The following is a 17,870-nucleotide window of genomic DNA, read 5'->3' on the forward strand; positions in this document are numbered from 1 at the left end:
AAATGATTACAAAATACATTGCTGCGGCTTACCTGTCTGCCCTCATTATTTTTACAGGCTGTGCCGGAAAAGAAGAAAATAAGGAAGCTGAAAAAAGCTATTGCATCAGTAAAGAGCTTAAAAAAGATATTAAGCTCGTAAAAGCAGAAATGCTTCCCATAGAAGAAAGTATCACGCTCACTGGAGAAGTGGAAAGCAATTCGGATAAAACAGTTCCTTTTGTAAGCCTTGTAGACGGAGTTGTGATTGATACTTATTTTTCCCTTGGAGATTATGTAAAAAAAGGACAGACGCTGGCCAGTGTAAAAAGTATGGCTGTGAACGAAATGCAGGATGATACCCAAACTTTGCAGGCTCAGCTGGCAGTAGCGAAGAGAAAGCTGTCTTCCGTAGAAGCGATGTATAAAGATGATATCGCCTCTCAGAAAGATTTGCAGGAAGCGCGTTCCGAAGTCGCCATTTTGCAGTCTAATATTTCCAAGACACAGAAAAATATGCAGCTGTATTCAGCAGGTGGGAATACCATTCAGATCAAAGCGCCTGCGGACGGATATGTTATCTCCAAAAATATTTCCAAAGGAATGCCGGTTACAGCAGGTGGAGACCAGCTTTTTACCATTTCCAATCTGGATAAAGTATGGGTAATGGCGAATGTGTACGCAACCAATATGAGACACGTTTATGTAGACCAACCTGTAGTAGTGAAGACTCTAGCTTATCCGGATGACAGTTTTTCCGGAAAGATTGATAATATTTCCCAGGTTTTCAATGAAAATGAAAGAGTACTCAAAGCGAAAATCATTATGGATAATAATGGAATGAAGCTAAGACCGGGAATGTCTGCAGATGTAGTATTACCGGTGAATTCACAAAATAAAAGTGCACTGGCTATTCCTGCGAAAGCTTTAATCTTTGATAATAACCAAAGCTATGTTGTAGTCTACAAAAAAGACTGCGAACTTGAGATAAGACCCGTGACAGAGATCGCTTCCAATAGCCAGTATATCTATGTAGAAGGTAATTTAAAACCAGGTGAAAATGTCATTGCTTCCAACGGGCTGCTGATCTATGAGAACCTGAAAAACCAATTAAATAATTCCACGAAGTAATGCGAAAATTTGTACAGAATATAGTTTCCTTCTCTTTAAAAAACTCATTGATTGTTCTTTTGGGAACTTTTCTATTGCTTGCCGGAGGAATCTATTCCTATATACATACTCCTATTGAAGCATTTCCGGATGTTACCAATACCAGAGTAAGAGTCATTACCCAATGGCCGGGAAGAAGTGCTGAAGAAATAGAAAAATTTGTCACCTTACCCATTTCAAAGGAAATGAATGCTATCCCGAATAAAACATCTGTGCGTTCTATTTCCCTTTTCGGATTATCTGTGGTTACTGTGATTTTTGATGATCATGTCAATGATTTTTATGCACAGCAATATGCATCTAATAAGCTGGGAAATGTAGATCTTCCCGCAGGAGCCGAATACAGTATTGAGCCTCCTTCCGGGGCAACCGGTGAAATTTACCGGTATATCATTAAAAGTAAACTTCCGATCAAAGAAGTTACCTCCATTCAGGATTGGGTAGTGGAAAGAGAATTGCTTGCCGTTCCCGGTGTGGCAGATGTAGTAAGCTTTGGTGGAGAAGAAAAAACATATGAAATAAAAATTAACCCTACGGAATTACACAATTACGACCTTTCCCCCCTGGATGTGTATGAAGCAGTTTCGAAGAGTAATATTAATGTAGGAGGAGATGTAGTAGCAAAAGGAGATCAGGCTTATGTAGTGAGGGGGATCGGTCTTTTAGAGAAAAAAGAAGATATTGAGAATATTCAGATCGAGGTAAAAGGTTCTACACCAATTTTGGTAAAGCACGTTGCTGAAGTAAAAGTTTCTGCAAAACCAAGATTGGGGCAGGTAGGGTATAACAAGGAAAATGATGTTGTAGAAGGAATTGTGATCATGCTTCGTGGTGAAAATCCAAGCGAAGTCATAGCAAGACTGAAAGACAGAATAGAACAGCTGAATGGAGGAGAACTGCCGGGAGATGTTCAGATTGTTCCGATTATTGACCGGACAGAACTGGTCAATACAACTGTTCATACCGTTTCCAAAAACCTTATTGAAGGAGTTATTCTAGTTTCCATCATTGTATTTATATTCCTTTACAACTGGAGAACAACCTTTATTGTAGCATCGGTAATTCCTTTGGCGTTCCTGTTTGCTATAATTATGCTCAAAATTCAGGGTTTGCCGGCCAACCTGATTTCAATGGGAGCACTGGATTTCGGACTGCTTCTGGAAGGAACCCTCGTCATTGTCGAACACGTCTTTGTCGCCCTCGAAGTTAAAGCCAAGAAAATAGGGCTGAAAAGATTCAACAAAATATCAAAACTGGGAATCATCAAGAAAAGCGCAGGAAGCGTAGCAAGTTATATTTTCTTTGCCTTGTTGATTCTTATCGTTGCCCTGATGCCGATTTTCTCTTTCCAGAAAGTAGAAGGTAAAATGTTCTCTCCTTTAGCATTTACACTGGGATATGCTTTATTAGGATCTTTGATCTTAAGTTTAACATATGTTCCGGCAATGTGTAAGCTTTTACTGACAAAAAATATTGAAGAGAAAGAAAATTTTATTTCAAGATTCTTCAGAGTCAATATCTATAGAATTTACGAATTCAGTGACCGTCACAAAAAAGGATTTATCATTGGTTTCGTTGCTTTGCTTGCAGTCTGTGGATGGAGATTCTCCAATTATGGATCTGAATTTTTACCCAAGCTGAATGAAGGCGCCATCTATGTAAGAGCAACCCTTCCAAACAGTGTCAATCTGGATGAATCGGTACGGTTAACCAAAGAAATGAAAGAAATTCTTATGAAATATGATGAAGTGAAATTTGTCATGACTCAGACAGGCCGTCCGAATGATGGTACCGATCCAACAGGTTTCTTTAATATCGAATTTAATATTCAACTCAAACCGGAGAATGAATGGAAGAAAAAAATATCCAAAGATGAACTTCTCGAAGAAATGAGAGTTTCTCTTGAAAAATATCCGGGAATCAACTTTGGATTCAGTCAGCCGATTCAGGATAATGTGGAAGAATATGTAGCAGGAGTAAAAGCTCCGTTGGTCATTAAAATTTTCGGGAATGATTTATTTGAGCTAGAAAATTATGCCAATAAAGTGGCCAATTCCATCAGAACGGTTCCGGGAATATCGGACGTGAATGTTTTCAAAAATATCGGACTTCCGGAATTGAGAATACAGCTTCATGATTCTAAAATGGCAAAATATGGTGTTTCCACAGCAGATGCACAGGCCGTGATTGAAATGACGATCGGAGGACAGGCAGCAACCAAATTTTATGAAGAAGAAAGAATGTTTGACGTCATGCTTAGGTTTGAGAAGCAATACCGTGATACACCGGAAAAAATGGGAAATATTCTCATCCCGACTCAGGATAATAAGAAAGTGCCGTTGAAAGAAATTGCCACCATAGATTATCACACCGGACCATCATTTATTTACCGTGAAGGAAACAGCAGATATATCGGAGTCGGATTTAATATTGAGGGACGTGACCTTGGAAGTACCATTAAAGAAGCCAAAGCCAAAGTAGATAAAGAAGTAAAGCTTCCAAAGAATCATAAAATGACATGGGCAGGGGAATTTGAGAGCAAAGAAAGAGCTGCAAAACAGCTGGCAATGGTAGTACCGATTTCTTTAGTTTTGATTCTGATGCTGTTGTATTTCAATTTCGGGAATGTAAAAGATACACTGATTTCTTCTATTACCTTGGCGTTTGCATTTATCGGAGGATTTTTATCCCTTTGGTTTACGGGAACCATTTTTGGAATTTCAGCAGGAATCGGGTTTATTATTCTTTTCGGAGTGGCCACCATAGATGGTATCGTTCTGATTGGAGTGATGAAAGAGAATCTGCAAAACAGAATGTCACTCAAAGAATCCATTGCTCTGGGAGTGAAAAGCAGAATCCGTCCGGTAGTAATGATTGCCCTGATGGGATCTATGGGACTTCTTCCGGCAGCAATGTCCAATGGAATGGGATCGGAAATTCAGAAACCTTTAGCCATTATGATTGTCGGAGGACTGATTATCTGTATGCTGTTGTCATTTACTGTGTTACCAATTATTTTCCATTATGCTTATCGCAAAAAGCAAAAGGACGCAATATAGTTTCTTTTATTTTGTTCATTATGAGCCGGGATCCGTGAGGAAGATCCCGGTTTTTTTTGTTATGAATTTTTTGTAGATTCTAAAATTTCAATATTTTTCACCACATCACTGCTTTCGCATTTTTTAAGTTCTTTTAAAAGGGAAGGAGTGAGGATTTTCGGATTCAGAATTTGGGTGGCAACTTTTGCTGCTGCATAATCTACAATGCCAATTACAGATTCTCTTAAGAAATTGGGAGTATTGGATGCAATGACTGCGGTTGCCCAGGAAGTGTCTCTTGCTTTGGAAATGGCAAAATCAAGTACGGCATTGTCTTTCCCATTGGATAGTTTATCAATAAGATCTACAGGATAGCAAATTTTGTTTAAAGAGGTTTGTACATCCTGATTAATGGAAGCAATGATAGTATTAATGTTTTCAAAATCTTTTTTCAAAGGATTTATTTTCCGGTAAGGCATGATTGAAGCTGCAGAAATACCAAGGTCGAGATTGATGTGTGCATTCATTCCCAAAAATATATGCTGTAGGATCAACAGGTTTTTATTTTTGCTGGCTTCAAAGGCAATATACCATGAATTTGTACATTTCTCTCCTTTACTGTAACTCTCCCATGCCTGAATGTATCTTTGTGCAAAAGCAAGATCCAGTAATGTCATTCTTAGGTTGTCTTCAAATTTTTTCTGCTGAATACCTTTCAGAACCTGCGCAGTCATGATCCTGTACGTACAGGCAAAATATCCTGCCGGACTTTGATTTTCTTTACACCAGATGATAATTTCATCTAGTTTTTTAAGAACTTCTTCAATGGTTTTCATGGTGGGTTTTGTTTATTTAAAGATACTAAAAAAGTGAGCCGGAAAGCTCACTTTATGTATTGTTCATTCAGATTATGGAGTGATTATAATCGGATCTGGAAAAGGTTCAATAACCAATGGCTTGCACATTGCTGCCGGTTGGCAGGTTCCTCCCATGCAAATAAAATTTGTCATTGTGGTGGTACCGTCAGGACATCTGATCATGCCTTCTCCGTGGCATCCTCCGGGACATTCTGCCGGATACAGTGTTCCTCCGAATACATCTTTCAAATCTGTTCTCAAAAGTTTTGTTAAGTTCTTTTTCATGGTTTAATTTTTTTGTTTAGTAAATTAATTTCTTAACACTCTTATAATTAAATAAGTAGGTTTAAAAATGTTGAACTAAAATAGTAAATTATTCTATGATGTTTGAATTAATTGATGATAAATGTAAAATGAAGATTATTTTTTTATTTCTGCTTTATTTTTGCCTCCAGTTTAGGCAAGTCTTTTTTATATTGTTCAGCATCCCATTTCATTTGCCAATTCTTTACATATTCTGCCAATGGAGGAAGTCCAACCTCTGCGCGTCTTTTATCTACATTTTCAGGATCTTCCAGTGGGGATACATAATATGCTTGTGTTTCAGGATCACGTCCAATCTGACTGCCATAAATTTGTCTTTTACCTTGTCTCAGGGCGACTCTGTCTTCGAGAAGGGCCAGACTGCCGCTTTGTGCTTTACCATTTTTCACAGCATCTCTCATCATAGGTAAATATTTTTCCTGTGTTGCCTGATCTGCATGCTGGATAACAAGAAATAACGTAACGCTTCCCTGCCCGCCCACAACATCAGGACCCAGCCAGCCATATTTATCAAGAATGGCTTTTACCTCGATAAGATTTAGTGAATCTTTTTTATTGATAAGCCGCCAGTGCTTGTCCATCTCTTTTGAACTCCCGCCGTATTTTTTTTCAATGCTATCGATTTGTCGTCTGTACTTTTGGTCTTCATTATAAATATTACCAAGCTTTGCGACTAAGGGTTTATTCAAATTTGCTTCTGCTTTCACCTGATTCTGTTTGATTTTTTCGATGAGAGGCTTCCATCGTTTATCATTATATAAAGAGCTAAGGTCTGTATCCTTAGTTATATGGTTGTAATTATTGAATTTTGCTGCAATCCTGTCAAGTTGGGAAAATGCGCTGTCTGGCCCTGATGCCATTGCCCAGGAGCATGCTGCGTTATACCTGTCATTTAGAGATGCTTTCCAGCCGTTAGATTTAAATGCTTCTGAATAGTTGGTGGCAGAGTTTTTGAAATCCTTGGCTTGGTAAAATGATTCAGCCGCTTTTACTTTATCGGTATATTCTTTGGGAACAGCTTGTCCGAAGAACATTTTTGTTGATGCTAAAAACAGCAATACGAATAGTCTTATTTTCATAGTTAATTTTGTTTATTTAAAGATAATAAAAATGTGGGTCAGAAGCTCACTTTATTTATTTTTATCAGATTACGGGTGATTATAATCGAATCTTGAAAAGGTTCAAGAACCAATGGTTTGCGCATGACTGCTGTTTAATAGGTTCCTCACATGCATATAAAATTAGTCATAGTGGTAATGTCGTCAGGACATTTGATTATGTCTTCACTGTGGTGTTCAATCGGACATTCTACCAGATAATGAGTTCCTCCAAATATATCTTTCAGTTCTTTTCTCGAAAGTTTTATAAAATTATTTTTTATCAAGTAATTAATTGAAAAGTAGAATATTAAAAAATAAATTGTATATTTATTTCCAGACAAAGAGAAATAATAAAGAGGAATCCGAAAATCTTAAAGAGTAGGAAATCAAATTAAACTAAATTAATCATGAAAAATTTAAAAAGCTTAAACAGAAAAGAGTTAAAAACTGTTTTAGGTGGTGCGGCATTAGCCTGCGAAACACCTGTTGATGGAGGATGTCCTGCGGGATACATATTCTGCAGTAATCCTTATTGCTGTTACCCGCCAAGAAAACCATATATCTGTATTGATTAATAAAAAAATCCCTCAACTGAGGGATTTCTTATTTTCTATGGATTTTCTTTTGAGATTTCATCGTGATGTTTAAGATACAAAGGCAGAGCTGCTGAACCATACCAAGGGAAAATTTCATAACTAAAGATTCCGGCCTGTACAGCAGGATCTGTTTTTACCCATTGCTCGGCTTCTTCTTTAGATTTTGTATTAAAAATAAACATTCCGCGGTAGTTTTCTTTATTTTTTTCAAGGAAAGGACCGGCTACTACGATTTTGCTTTCATCTGCCAGTTTACCGATATTGGCCATATGGCCTTTCATGAGTTCGCCCATTTTGGTTTTGTCTTCAATCTTAACGGAACCTGTTGTCAGCATGACAATAGTATAAGGTTTCATACCGTATTTGTCAGCTCCTAATGAAGTTGCCAGTTCCTGATTGTATTTAGGTTTTTCTGCTTTCTTTTCCTGTGCAAAGAACAGTGCTGATATGAGCAGGCATGCGGTTAATAATAGTTTTGATTTCATCTTGTTTTATTTTGATAAATATAATAAAACCTTAAAGATTTATGATTAATGAATTTTTTTAAATGATATGATACAAAAAAAACCTCGATGGTTTCGAGGTTATATTTAATTATTCTGATGAGATTATTAGTCTTTAATTCTTAAAAATTCTTTCGCTAATTCAATCATCTTCGGATCTCCGGTATATTTACCATGCTCATCCGAAAGTTTTACCGTAGGAATCCACTCTTTATTTGGAGCCTGTACACCAATCAGTTTCATTACAATGTTCATTGGTTTCAAGCCTACATCATTGGTAAGATTGGTGCCTATTCCGAATGATATACCGATTTTTCCTCTGCAGTAATTGGTGATTTCTTCTACCTTTTCAAGATTTAAGGCATCGGAAAAGATAATATATTTAAACATAGGATTGATACCGTTTCTTTGGTAGTGGGCAATTGTTTTATCCGCAAATTCTAAAGCATCACCACTGTCATGACGAACACCATCGAAAAGCTTCGCAAACTTTTTGTCGAACTGCTGGAAGAAAACATCTGTAGTATAAGTATCAGACAGAGCAACTCCCAGATCACCTCTATAAACATCTACCCAATGTTCCAGAGCCATTTCGTTGGCCATTTTGAATCCGTATTCAGCGGCATGAAACATAAACCATTCATGTGCGTGGGTTCCGATAGGTTTTACACCGTACTTCATTGCGAAATGAACATTAGAACTTCCGATAAACGTTGAGTCTCTTTTTTGAGTCAATGCTTCCATTACCAGATTCTGTACCTTATAAGAATGTCTTCTTCTGGTTCCAAACTCTGCAAAAGTTACTCCTAGTCTGCCTAATGAGTCTGCTTTTTCTATGGTTTTGCTCATTACTACTTCATTGGAATCTCTTTCCATATGGTTCATTTCATAATGAAGTTCACTGATCAGGGCCAGTAAAGGAACCTCCCATAAAATTGTTCTGTACCAAAGTCCTTCTACAACAACTGAAAGATCGCCTCCTTCCTGGTGTATTTTTACTTCAGAAGGGTCATAATGATATCCCTCCAGAAAATCAAGATAAGGAAGATCAATATAAGGACATGTTCTTGCCATGAACTTTTTCTCGTCTTTCGTAAGTTTAAGTTCAGCCATTTTATTAACAACTTCTCTTAAAGCAGTGTCAAATCCTTCCGGAAAGTGGTGCTTTCCCCTGTTGATAAATTCGTATTTTACAATAGAACTAGGGAATAGCTTTACCACTGCGTTCTGCATGGTTATTTTATAAAAATCATTATCTAGAATAGAGTTTAGTCTTACGTCGTTCATAATATGTGTAATTTTAACGCAAATATAAAAATAAAAAATAAAATCGCCTAAATGTAAGGCGATTTTTTTGAAATATTTCAATGCATTTTATGGAGTTATTTTCCAAGATAAGAATTGTACATCCAAACTTCCTTCTCCTGTTCGGTAATATAATCGCTCATTTGCGAATTGGTACCTTCATCTCCTGCTTCATCTGTAATATCTAAAAGTTCTCTCTGCAGATCAATAACTACTTTGAACGAACTTAGAATCTGTTCAACACTTTTGGTGCCATCAGTTACTTCTTTGCTTTCTTTAATAGTTGCTACCTTCAAATAGTCTGAGTAATTGTGTGCAGGGGTAGCTCCCAACGTAAGGATTCTTTCTGCAATTTCATCAATCTTTAAAACAAGGCTGTTGTACAACTCTTCAAATTTAGGATGAAGGGTGAAAAACTGTTCTCCTTTAATGTTCCAGTGAGAACCTCTTGTATTCTGGTAAAACACAGAATAGTTGGCTAACAGTACATTTAATTTTTCTGAAATCTTTTTACAATCGGCTTCTTTAAGGCCGATGATACTAGCATTTTTCATATGTATATATTTATTTTTTTAAGTAAGATATAATCACCGGCTACAGTTAAATATTCTGTGAAGCTTTGAGGGTGACAGATGTGTTTATCATTTTGATATCTCAAATTTACGAAATATCGTGCCGAACTCCCTGGATTATTAATAGATGATAACTATAAGAAAATTTTTTAAAATAGTTTGGAAGTATTAATATTGCGTTGACAGAATCGACAGCGGAAATTTTTATACATATGTTTTTTGACAACCTTATCAATATATCTGAAAATAAAAGAATATCACTGGTTAAATATTTCAGTATTGGAATTGTATTGATTTATATTGGTGTTTTTATAGCGTTATATCTTAAAGCAGAAGAGCCGTTTTCAGCCTGGACTATTTCTGACTGGCTGATAAATTACACGGATGGCGGTTTCAAAAGAAGAGGTCTTTTGGGGCATGTGTTTTTTTATATACAGGATATAACGGGATTGAAATTACAGTTTCAAATCCTGATTTTTCAGATCATTGGTCTTTCGGGGATTCTGTATGGGACGTTTCTATACATAAAGAAATATAAAGTTGATCTTTTTTATCTGTGCATAATGTCCTCTCCTTATATTCTGCTATTTCCTGCATTAACTGTCAGAAATGCCGGCAGAAGGGAAATAATACTGATTCTTATAATGCTTTGGTATTCTTTTTCAAAAAAATCAAAGCTTAATGATGCATTATTATGGCTTTTTTATATCATTTTTCTCTTCATCCATGAAGCGGGATTTTTTTTCTTACCCTTTTTAATATGGATTAATTATTCGAAGTGGCAGAAAATTAACCTTAAATATATGTTGTCTATAACAGTAGCTGCTTTTGTAGGTATTGGTATTATATATTTTTTTGGCGGAAATGTCAACGAAGGAGATAGTCTATCTATTTTGAAAAGCAGGGGAGTGGTTTTTCAAAAAGAGAATATTTTCGATCTGGAATATTATTTTGATTTTAATTATGTTCTTCAGTATAAATTATCTTTTCTCGTTCATGCTATAGAACTCATTATCATGATATTTCAAATGGGGTTTTATGTTTACCTGTTTAAAAGGAAATCATTCTATACTTATCTTTTCTGTAATATAATCTGCCTTCTTTGGGTTAGCCCTTTATACTATCTTGGTATTGATTGGATGAGATGGAATTATATTTACTGTACATTATTGTTTATAGTTTTTACATTCCAGTTAAATACGAATGAATCTGAAGCGATATCATTCAATAATAATCCAATACAATATTCATATATTCTCTTTTCTGGTATCTTTTATACATTGGTTCTTTTACATCTTCAGCATGACACCATGATTGAATGGATCCAAAACTATCTTATTTAAAATTGAAAATCGTAAGAAGTATAAATTTCATAATTATTTAATACTCATTTTTTCATGTGGAGAATTTCTGTTTTTCTGCTCCTTTTCCTCATGTTTATTGTGCTTCTCTGATTGTCATATAGAAATGTGTTCGATTTCGGATGTAAGTATTTGATTTTAATTTTTATATAAGTGTTTGCAGATTAAAAAAATATTACTATTTTTGCACCCTAAAATAAAAAGCAATTAAATGCCTACTATTCAACAATTAGTAAGAAAAGGAAGAGCCACGCTTGCCAAGAAGAGCAAATCGGCTGCCCTTGATTCTTGTCCACAAAGACGTGGTGTATGTACGAGAGTATATACAACTACACCTAAGAAACCTAACTCTGCACTTAGAAAAGTAGCAAGGGTAAGACTTTCAAACGGTAAAGAAGTGAATGCCTATATCCCGGGCGAAGGACATAATCTACAGGAGCACTCGATAGTATTGGTTAGAGGCGGAAGGGTGAAAGACCTACCGGGAGTACGTTACCACATCGTAAGAGGTGCATTAGACACCGCTGGTGTAAATGGAAGAACTCAGAGAAGATCTAAGTACGGAGCTAAGAGACCTAAACCAGGACAAGCAGCTGCTGCTCCTGCAAAAGGAAAGAAAAAATAATCATTAAATAAGGTACAAAAGCAATGAGAAAGACAAAAGCGAAAAAAAGACCGTTGTTACCAGATCCGAAATTTAATGATCAATTGGTAACGAGATTCGTAAACAACTTAATGCTTGACGGTAAGAAGTCAATCGCATTCAAAATTTTCTATGATGCATTAGAGATCGTAGAAACTAAAAAAGGAGATAACGAAAAAACTGCACTTGAAATCTGGAAAGATGCACTTACAAATGTAATGCCTCACGTAGAAGTACGTTCTAGAAGAGTAGGTGGAGCTAACTTCCAAATCCCTATGCCAATCAGAGCTGATAGAAAAATTTCTATGGCAATGAAATGGTTAATCAAATATTCTAAAGCTAGAAATGATAAGTCTATGGCTTTGAAATTAGCTAACGAAGTTGTAGCTGCTTCAAGAGAAGAAGGTGCTGCTTTCAAAAAGAAATCTGATACTCACAAAATGGCGGAAGCTAACAAGGCTTTCTCACACTTCAAATTCTAATCTGAAATGGGAAGAGATCTTAAATTTACAAGAAATATTGGTATCGCTGCTCACATTGATGCAGGTAAGACTACCACTACAGAAAGGATTCTATTCTATACAGGGGTAAACCACAAAATTGGAGAAGTTCACGATGGTGCTTCTACAATGGACTGGATGGAGCAGGAAGCAGAAAGAGGTATTACTATTACTTCTGCAGCTACCACTTGTTCTTGGAACTTTCCAACAGATCAAGGAAAAGCTTTACCTGAAACTAAGCCTTACCACTTCAACATCATTGATACACCGGGACACGTTGACTTCACAGTAGAAGTAAACAGATCTTTAAGAGTATTGGATGGATTGGTATTCTTATTCTCTGCAGTAGATGGAGTAGAGCCTCAGTCTGAAACAAACTGGAGACTTGCTGACAACTACAAAGTTGCAAGAATGGGATTCGTAAACAAAATGGACAGACAAGGTGCTGACTTCCTTAACGTGGTAAACCAGGTTAAAGAAATGTTAGGATCTAACGCAGTTCCAATCGTTTTACCAATCGGTGCTGAAGAAGATTTCAAAGGTGTTGTTGACTTAATTAAAAACAGAGCTATCATCTGGGATGAAGCAGGACAAGGAGCTACTTTCGAAGTAGTGCCAATTCCTGAAGATATGAAAGATGAAGTTCTTGAATATAGAGAGAAACTAGTAGAAGCTGTTTCTGAATATGACGAAACTTTGATGGAGAAATTCTTCGAAGATCCGGATTCAATTACAGAAGAAGAAATCAATGCTGCATTGAGAGCTGCTACTATAGATTTATCTATTATCCCAATGACTTGTGGTTCTTCATTCAAGAATAAAGGAGTACAGTTTATGTTGGATGCAGTATGTAAATACTTGCCTTCTCCATTGGATAAAGATGATATCAAAGGTACTGACCCAAGAACTGACGCTGAAATCACAAGAAAGCCATCTGTAGACGAGCCTTTCTCTGCATTAGCATTTAAGATTGCTACTGACCCGTTCGTGGGAAGACTAGCATTCTTCAGAGCATACTCTGGAAGACTAGATGCAGGTTCTTATATCTTGAACACTCGTTCAGGAGATAAAGAAAGAATCTCTAGAATCTATCAGATGCACGCTAACAAACAAAACCCGGTAGAATATATTGAAGCTGGTGATATTGGTGCAGCGGTAGGATTCAAGTCTATCAAAACTGGTGATACTATGTGTGACGAGAAAAACCCAATCGTTCTTGAATCGATGGTTTTCCCTGATCCGGTAATTGGTATCGCTGTTGAGCCTAAAACTAAAGCTGACCAGGATAAAATGGGTAACGCTCTAGCTAAATTGGCTGAAGAAGATCCTACGTTTACGGTTAGAACTGACGAAGCTTCTGGACAAACGATTATCTCTGGTATGGGTGAGCTTCACCTTGATATCATTGTAGACCGTATGAAGAGAGAATTCAAAGTTGAAGTTAACCAAGGACAACCTCAGGTAGAATACAAAGAAAACTTAACAAAAGTTGCTCAACACAGAGAAGTTTACAAAAAACAATCTGGTGGTAAAGGTAAATTTGCTGACATTGTATTTGAACTAGGACCTGCAGACGAAGGTAAAGTTGGTTTAGAATTCATCAATGAGATCAAAGGTGGTAACGTTCCTAGAGAATTTGTTCCTGCAATTGAAAAAGGATTTAAAGCTGCAATGAAGAACGGTCCATTGGCTGGTTTCGAAGTTGAAGGTATTAAAGTTACTCTTAAAGATGGATCTTTCCACGCGGTGGATTCTGATGCTCTTTCATTTGAAATGGCTGCTAAATTAGGATTTAAAGAAGCGGGACGTGCTGCTAAGCCAGTAATTATGGAGCCAATTATGAAACTGGAAGTTGTAACTCCGGAAGAATATATGGGTAACATCATTGGTGACCTTAACAAAAGAAGAGGTACTATCAGTGGTCAGGAAGAGAAAAACGGTGCTGTTGTAATCAAAGGTTCTGTTCCACTTTCTGAAATGTTTGGATATGTAACAACTCTAAGAACACTTTCATCAGGAAGAGCTACTTCTTCTATGGAATTAGAGAAATACCAAGCTACTCCACAAAACGTTGCTGAAGAAATCATAGCTAAAGCAAAAGGTTAATTTTTAAATTAAAGAAATGTCACAAAGAATCAGAATAAAACTAAAATCTTACGATTACAACTTGGTAGACAAGTCTGCTGAGAAAATCGTAAAAACGGTAAAGGCTACTGGTGCTGTTGTAAACGGTCCAATTCCATTGCCAACGAATAAGAGAATCTTCACAGTGTTGAGATCTCCGCACGTAAACAAAAAAGCAAGAGAGCAGTTTCAATTATCAGCTCACAAGAGACTAATGGATATCTACTCTTCTTCTTCTAAGACTGTTGATGCTCTAATGAAATTAGAACTTCCTTCAGGTGTAGACGTTGAAATTAAAGTGTGATAAATGCATACTTTGCAATGATTATACAAACCGTTCCTTTTTAGGGACGGTTTTTTTATATTATTTAAAAATCAGATTTGATGATATATCAAATCTGATTTTTTTTGAATTGAGCTTTTTACAACCATAAAAACCCTTCAGGGAATTACTCTTAATGATAGCGTACATCTGTTTAGGGATTGTAAAGAGTCCTTAGCAGAGATTAATGATCTGATATTAATAGTTCTTTTTCAGGTGACATATCTCACTCTTGTTTATTTATTTAGAATGAATAAAAATAATAATTTTGCTAAAAATTATCAGATGAATAAAGTAGTATCCTTTTCTCTGCTGTTGTTAGGTGGAGTTCTGGCCAATGCGCAGAAAGTAAATGATTCAGTTAAGCACAAGAAAATTGAAGAAGTAGAACTGTTTGGTGAAAAAAAGAAACAGCCGCAAGGCTTGGACGCAATTACCAGATTGCCATTGAAAACCAGAGATCAGATTCAGAGTATTTCTGTGATTTCCCATAAAGCAATTGAAGAATTAGGCGCACTTACAGTCACTGATGTTGCCAAAAATGTTCCGGGAGTTACTCTGTTTTCAAGCTATGGCGGAGGAAACGAAAGTATGTCTATCAGAGGATACCGTGGTGTTCCTGTACTGAAAAACGGAGTTCAGCTGGATTCAGATTTCCGTACTGCAGGGATGATCACTGATATGCAGGGAGTAGAAAGTATTCAGGTTATTAAAGGATCTGCTGCTATTGGTCAGGGAATAGGAAATGGTTTGGGATCTGCAGGAGGAGTGATCAATGTTGTAACAAAAAGACCTCAGTTTATTGATCAGACGAATGTAGGATTCCGTTACGGAAGCTGGGATTTTTACAGACCTACAGTAGACTTCCAGAGAGTATTAGATTCTCAGGGGAAAGTAGCTGTGAGATTCAATGGAGCATATCAGAATAATAATTCATTCAGAAGTCATGTACAGGGAGAAAGGATTTATGTAAACCCATCTATCGCTTTCCGTCCGGATGATAAAACATTAATCAATGTGGAAATGGATTACCTTCATGATAAGAGAACACCGGACAGAGGAACAATCAACCTTGCACCTGGAACTGTTGAAGCATTGTATCACATGCCAAAAGGTAAGTTTTTAGGATATACATCTGATAATTCAAAAACTGAAACATACAACTTTGCCACTACAATCGTACGTAACCTTACAGATAAATTAAAAGTGAGAGCAGCTTTCGTGAATTCCGTAAGTAATACAGATTCTGAAGCTTCATCTGTGTCATTGCCTGCTGGTGAAACCAACTACAATATCAGACAGCGTACTATAGGAAAATCACAGGGAGAAGATATCAACAAAGTATTACAGTTAGACTTCATTGGAGAGCAGATAATGACAGGATTTATTAAACACACATTCCAGGTTGGTTTTGACTGGAGAGAAACAGAAACCTCTTCTACAACCTTTGAAGCATACAAAAACTCAATTGCACCAGGAAATTTAATTACTGCACGTAATACAAAAATCGGAAATACTACCTATGCTGCTAATCCTCTTGATATTGTCGACGTAGTGAACGGAAATATTCCGAATCAACTTCCGGTAAATGTCATTTATAAAAATCTGGGAAGATCAAACGCAGTATTGACACCAAGTATCGGTGCAATGGCTCAGGATGTGATGACGATCGGAAAATATGTAAAAGCTCATTTGGGACTTCGTTACAGCAGGCTCAATGGTTCTGCCAATGAATCTGTAGATACATGGAATCCTAATTTCGGATTGATTGTGTCTCCACTTCCAAATGTTAATGTATTTGGATCATATACTACAACCACATCTTTAAGATCTTCTAATAATTTCCTTTTAGATGGTGGAAGAGTAGGCCCGTCAATGACTAAACAATGGGAAGCTGGTATTAAATCAGATTGGTTTAATGAGCGTTTAAGATTTAATGTAACGGTATTTGATATTAAAACAGATCACCTTTCCTTCACTATTCTTGACGAAAATTATAACCCTGTTGTAATTGACAAACAAACAATGTATGGCCTTGCAGGAAACCTTAGAAGAAAAGGAGTGGAAGTAGAGCTTATCGGAAGAATTTTACCCAATCTTCAGGTGATGTCAGGATGGGCTTATCTCGATGCCCAATATCAGGACAGTCCTGCTTACATGAACGGATCTGCACCCATGAACGCACCTAAACATACTGCAAACGGATGGCTGAATTATAAATTCAACAAAGGTACTTTATCAGGACTTGATGTAGGAGCAGGGATTTATTACGTAGGAAAAAGACCGGTTGACGAATGGACTCAGAAAACATTTACAGCAGGCCACCTGAACAGTGTGAAGCCTGGAGACAAGCCTTTCGATATGCCGGAATATACCACAGTAGATGCCCAGGCAGCATATACCTTGAAAAATGGAATGGGAATAAGAGTGTTCTTTAATAATATTTTTGATAGTGTAGGATACAGTTCTTATTTCAGAGGAGGATATATCGATCAGATTCAGCCGAGAAACTTTGCTGTACAGGTAAACTATAAATTCTAACGTAAAAAAAATTATAATGAAAATTACCAGAACAATATTCTTACTATTGATTGCCGCAACTGATTTAGCTTCATGTTCCGAAGAACATTTGTCCGAAGAAGAACTGAAAACTGCGAGAGAAAATGTTGAAAAACATTACAATAATCCCAGAAGCATATACTCGTGGGGTAACATTTCTCCCTGGAAAGATCATTGGAATAATTCATTTTATCCAAAACCTTTTTCATCTGCTCAAGTCGGAAAGAGTATGATAGCAGAAGAAAAACAAAACCTTGAAGACCGCTTTTCAGGGAAAATCAAATAACATACTTCAAACATTCATATCAATTTTAATTAGAAAACATTAAGACAGTAGTATTGTCTTAATGTTTTTGTTTGTATTCACTATTCATTATTCCTGTTAATTTTATACATTTAATCAATCTATAAAATAAGACCATGGGAAAAAAGAACCATAGCTTTTTTGAAAAATTTTCAAACGGGGCTGTAAAATTTACAGGAAGTCCATATGCTTTTATGGGAGCTTTTCTTATTGTGGTATTATGGGCGGTCTCCGGACCTTTTTTTGACTATTCCGAAACCTGGCAGCTGGTAATCAATACAGGAACTACAATCATTACTTTTCTGATGGTATTCCTCATTCAGAAAGCTCAGAACAAAGACTCCAAAGCCATACAGATTAAACTCAATGAGCTTATTGCAGCTCACGAAAAAGCAAGCAATCGTATTGTGGATATTGAAGAACTTACAGAAGCAGAACTGGATCAGCTTCACGTTTATTATGAAAAGCTGGGTGAGCTTGCCAAAAAAGATACAGATATCCATATGTCTCATTCCATTGACGTTGCACAGATAAATCATGATTATAAGTATGAGTTTTTTAAAAGAAGACATGAAGAATGGATGCAGAAGAAGGAACAAAAAAATAAATAGACT

17 protein-coding genes are annotated in these 17,870 nt (G+C 36.5%); 11 read left to right on the forward strand and 6 right to left on the reverse strand.

The features are described from left to right. Positions 1-2: 2 nt before the first annotated feature. Together DYR29_RS17430 and DYR29_RS17435 are read left to right on the forward strand one after the other, a co-directional pair. Positions 3-1,109: an efflux RND transporter periplasmic adaptor subunit gene (locus DYR29_RS17430; RefSeq protein WP_249413530.1), complete on the forward strand. Its 1,107-nt coding sequence runs from the start codon at positions 3-5 to the stop codon at positions 1,107-1,109. Beyond that, a complete protein-coding gene (locus tag DYR29_RS17435) occupies positions 1,109-4,207 on the forward strand; it encodes an efflux RND transporter permease subunit (protein WP_213277868.1) in 3,099 nt (1,032 codons plus the stop codon). The genes DYR29_RS17430 and DYR29_RS17435 overlap by 1 nt, the downstream gene beginning before the upstream one ends. A 59-nt stretch (positions 4,208-4,266) precedes the next feature. Here the strand turns inward: DYR29_RS17435 and DYR29_RS17440 are convergent, their stop codons facing one another. From DYR29_RS17440 to DYR29_RS17450, 3 genes are all read right to left on the reverse strand, one after another. Next, entirely contained in the window at positions 4,267-5,022 is a 756-nt protein-coding gene (locus DYR29_RS17440; RefSeq protein WP_213277869.1) for a DUF5995 family protein, read from the reverse strand. A 72-nt stretch (positions 5,023-5,094) separates the two neighbouring features. Beyond that, on the reverse strand, positions 5,095-5,328 hold the full coding sequence (locus DYR29_RS17445; protein WP_213277870.1) for a hypothetical protein: 234 nt from the start codon (positions 5,326-5,328) through the stop codon (positions 5,095-5,097). A 143-nt stretch (positions 5,329-5,471) separates the two neighbouring features. Further along, positions 5,472-6,446, reverse strand: a complete 975-nt coding sequence (locus DYR29_RS17450) for a DUF6624 domain-containing protein (RefSeq protein WP_213277871.1) — start codon at positions 6,444-6,446, stop codon at positions 5,472-5,474. A 428-nt stretch (positions 6,447-6,874) separates the two neighbouring features. Between DYR29_RS17450 and DYR29_RS17455 the strand changes: the two genes are divergently transcribed. Further along, positions 6,875-7,042, forward strand: a complete 168-nt coding sequence (locus DYR29_RS17455) for a bacteriocin-like protein (protein WP_213277872.1) — start codon at positions 6,875-6,877, stop codon at positions 7,040-7,042. Between the two features lie 35 nt (positions 7,043-7,077). Here the strand turns inward: DYR29_RS17455 and DYR29_RS17460 are convergent, their stop codons facing one another. From DYR29_RS17460 to DYR29_RS17470, 3 genes are all read right to left on the reverse strand, one after another. Then, positions 7,078-7,548: a YciI family protein gene (locus DYR29_RS17460; protein ID WP_213277873.1), complete on the reverse strand. Its 471-nt coding sequence runs from the start codon at positions 7,546-7,548 to the stop codon at positions 7,078-7,080. 126 nt (positions 7,549-7,674) lie between these two features. Beyond that, the gene (gene pncB, locus DYR29_RS17465) at positions 7,675-8,853 is read right to left on the reverse strand and encodes a nicotinate phosphoribosyltransferase (protein WP_213277874.1); all 1,179 of its coding nucleotides are present in this window, start codon (positions 8,851-8,853) and stop codon (positions 7,675-7,677) included. Between the two features lie 95 nt (positions 8,854-8,948). Then, positions 8,949-9,425 (reverse strand): Dps family protein, encoded by a 477-nt coding sequence (locus DYR29_RS17470; protein WP_079240229.1) that lies wholly within the window; start codon positions 9,423-9,425, stop codon positions 8,949-8,951. A 230-nt stretch (positions 9,426-9,655) separates the two neighbouring features. Between DYR29_RS17470 and DYR29_RS17475 the strand changes: the two genes are divergently transcribed. The 8 genes from DYR29_RS17475 (at position 9,656) to DYR29_RS17510 (ending at position 17,867) form a co-directional block, all read left to right on the forward strand. Further along, complete coding sequence (locus tag DYR29_RS17475; protein ID WP_213277875.1) at positions 9,656-10,786, forward strand: hypothetical protein; 1,131 nt, start codon at positions 9,656-9,658, stop codon at positions 10,784-10,786. 229 nt (positions 10,787-11,015) lie between these two features. Next, positions 11,016-11,429 carry a 30S ribosomal protein S12 gene (gene rpsL / locus DYR29_RS17480; RefSeq protein ID WP_002983146.1) on the forward strand — a complete coding sequence of 138 codons (414 nt, stop codon included), beginning with the start codon at positions 11,016-11,018 and terminating at the stop codon, positions 11,427-11,429. Positions 11,430-11,452: 23 nt separating this feature from the next. Next, positions 11,453-11,929 (forward strand): 30S ribosomal protein S7, encoded by a 477-nt coding sequence (gene rpsG, locus DYR29_RS17485; protein ID WP_034694654.1) that lies wholly within the window; start codon positions 11,453-11,455, stop codon positions 11,927-11,929. 6 nt (positions 11,930-11,935) lie between these two features. Then, entirely contained in the window at positions 11,936-14,053 is a 2,118-nt protein-coding gene (fusA, locus tag DYR29_RS17490; protein WP_213277876.1) for an elongation factor G, read from the forward strand. Between the two features lie 16 nt (positions 14,054-14,069). Next, positions 14,070-14,375, forward strand: a complete 306-nt coding sequence (gene rpsJ / locus DYR29_RS17495) for a 30S ribosomal protein S10 (protein ID WP_002661363.1) — start codon at positions 14,070-14,072, stop codon at positions 14,373-14,375. 303 nt (positions 14,376-14,678) lie between these two features. Further along, a complete protein-coding gene (locus tag DYR29_RS17500; RefSeq protein WP_213277877.1) occupies positions 14,679-16,934 on the forward strand; it encodes a TonB-dependent siderophore receptor in 2,256 nt (751 codons plus the stop codon). 16 nt (positions 16,935-16,950) lie between these two features. Beyond that, on the forward strand, positions 16,951-17,238 hold the full coding sequence (locus tag DYR29_RS17505; protein ID WP_213277878.1) for a hypothetical protein: 288 nt from the start codon (positions 16,951-16,953) through the stop codon (positions 17,236-17,238). Positions 17,239-17,372: 134 nt separating this feature from the next. Continuing rightward, complete coding sequence (locus DYR29_RS17510; RefSeq protein WP_213277879.1) at positions 17,373-17,867, forward strand: low affinity iron permease family protein; 495 nt, start codon at positions 17,373-17,375, stop codon at positions 17,865-17,867. The last annotated feature ends 3 nt before the right edge of the window (positions 17,868-17,870 follow it).

This window comes from Chryseobacterium indologenes, assembly GCF_018362995.1.
Classification (GTDB): domain Bacteria; phylum Bacteroidota; class Bacteroidia; order Flavobacteriales; family Weeksellaceae; genus Chryseobacterium; species Chryseobacterium indologenes_G.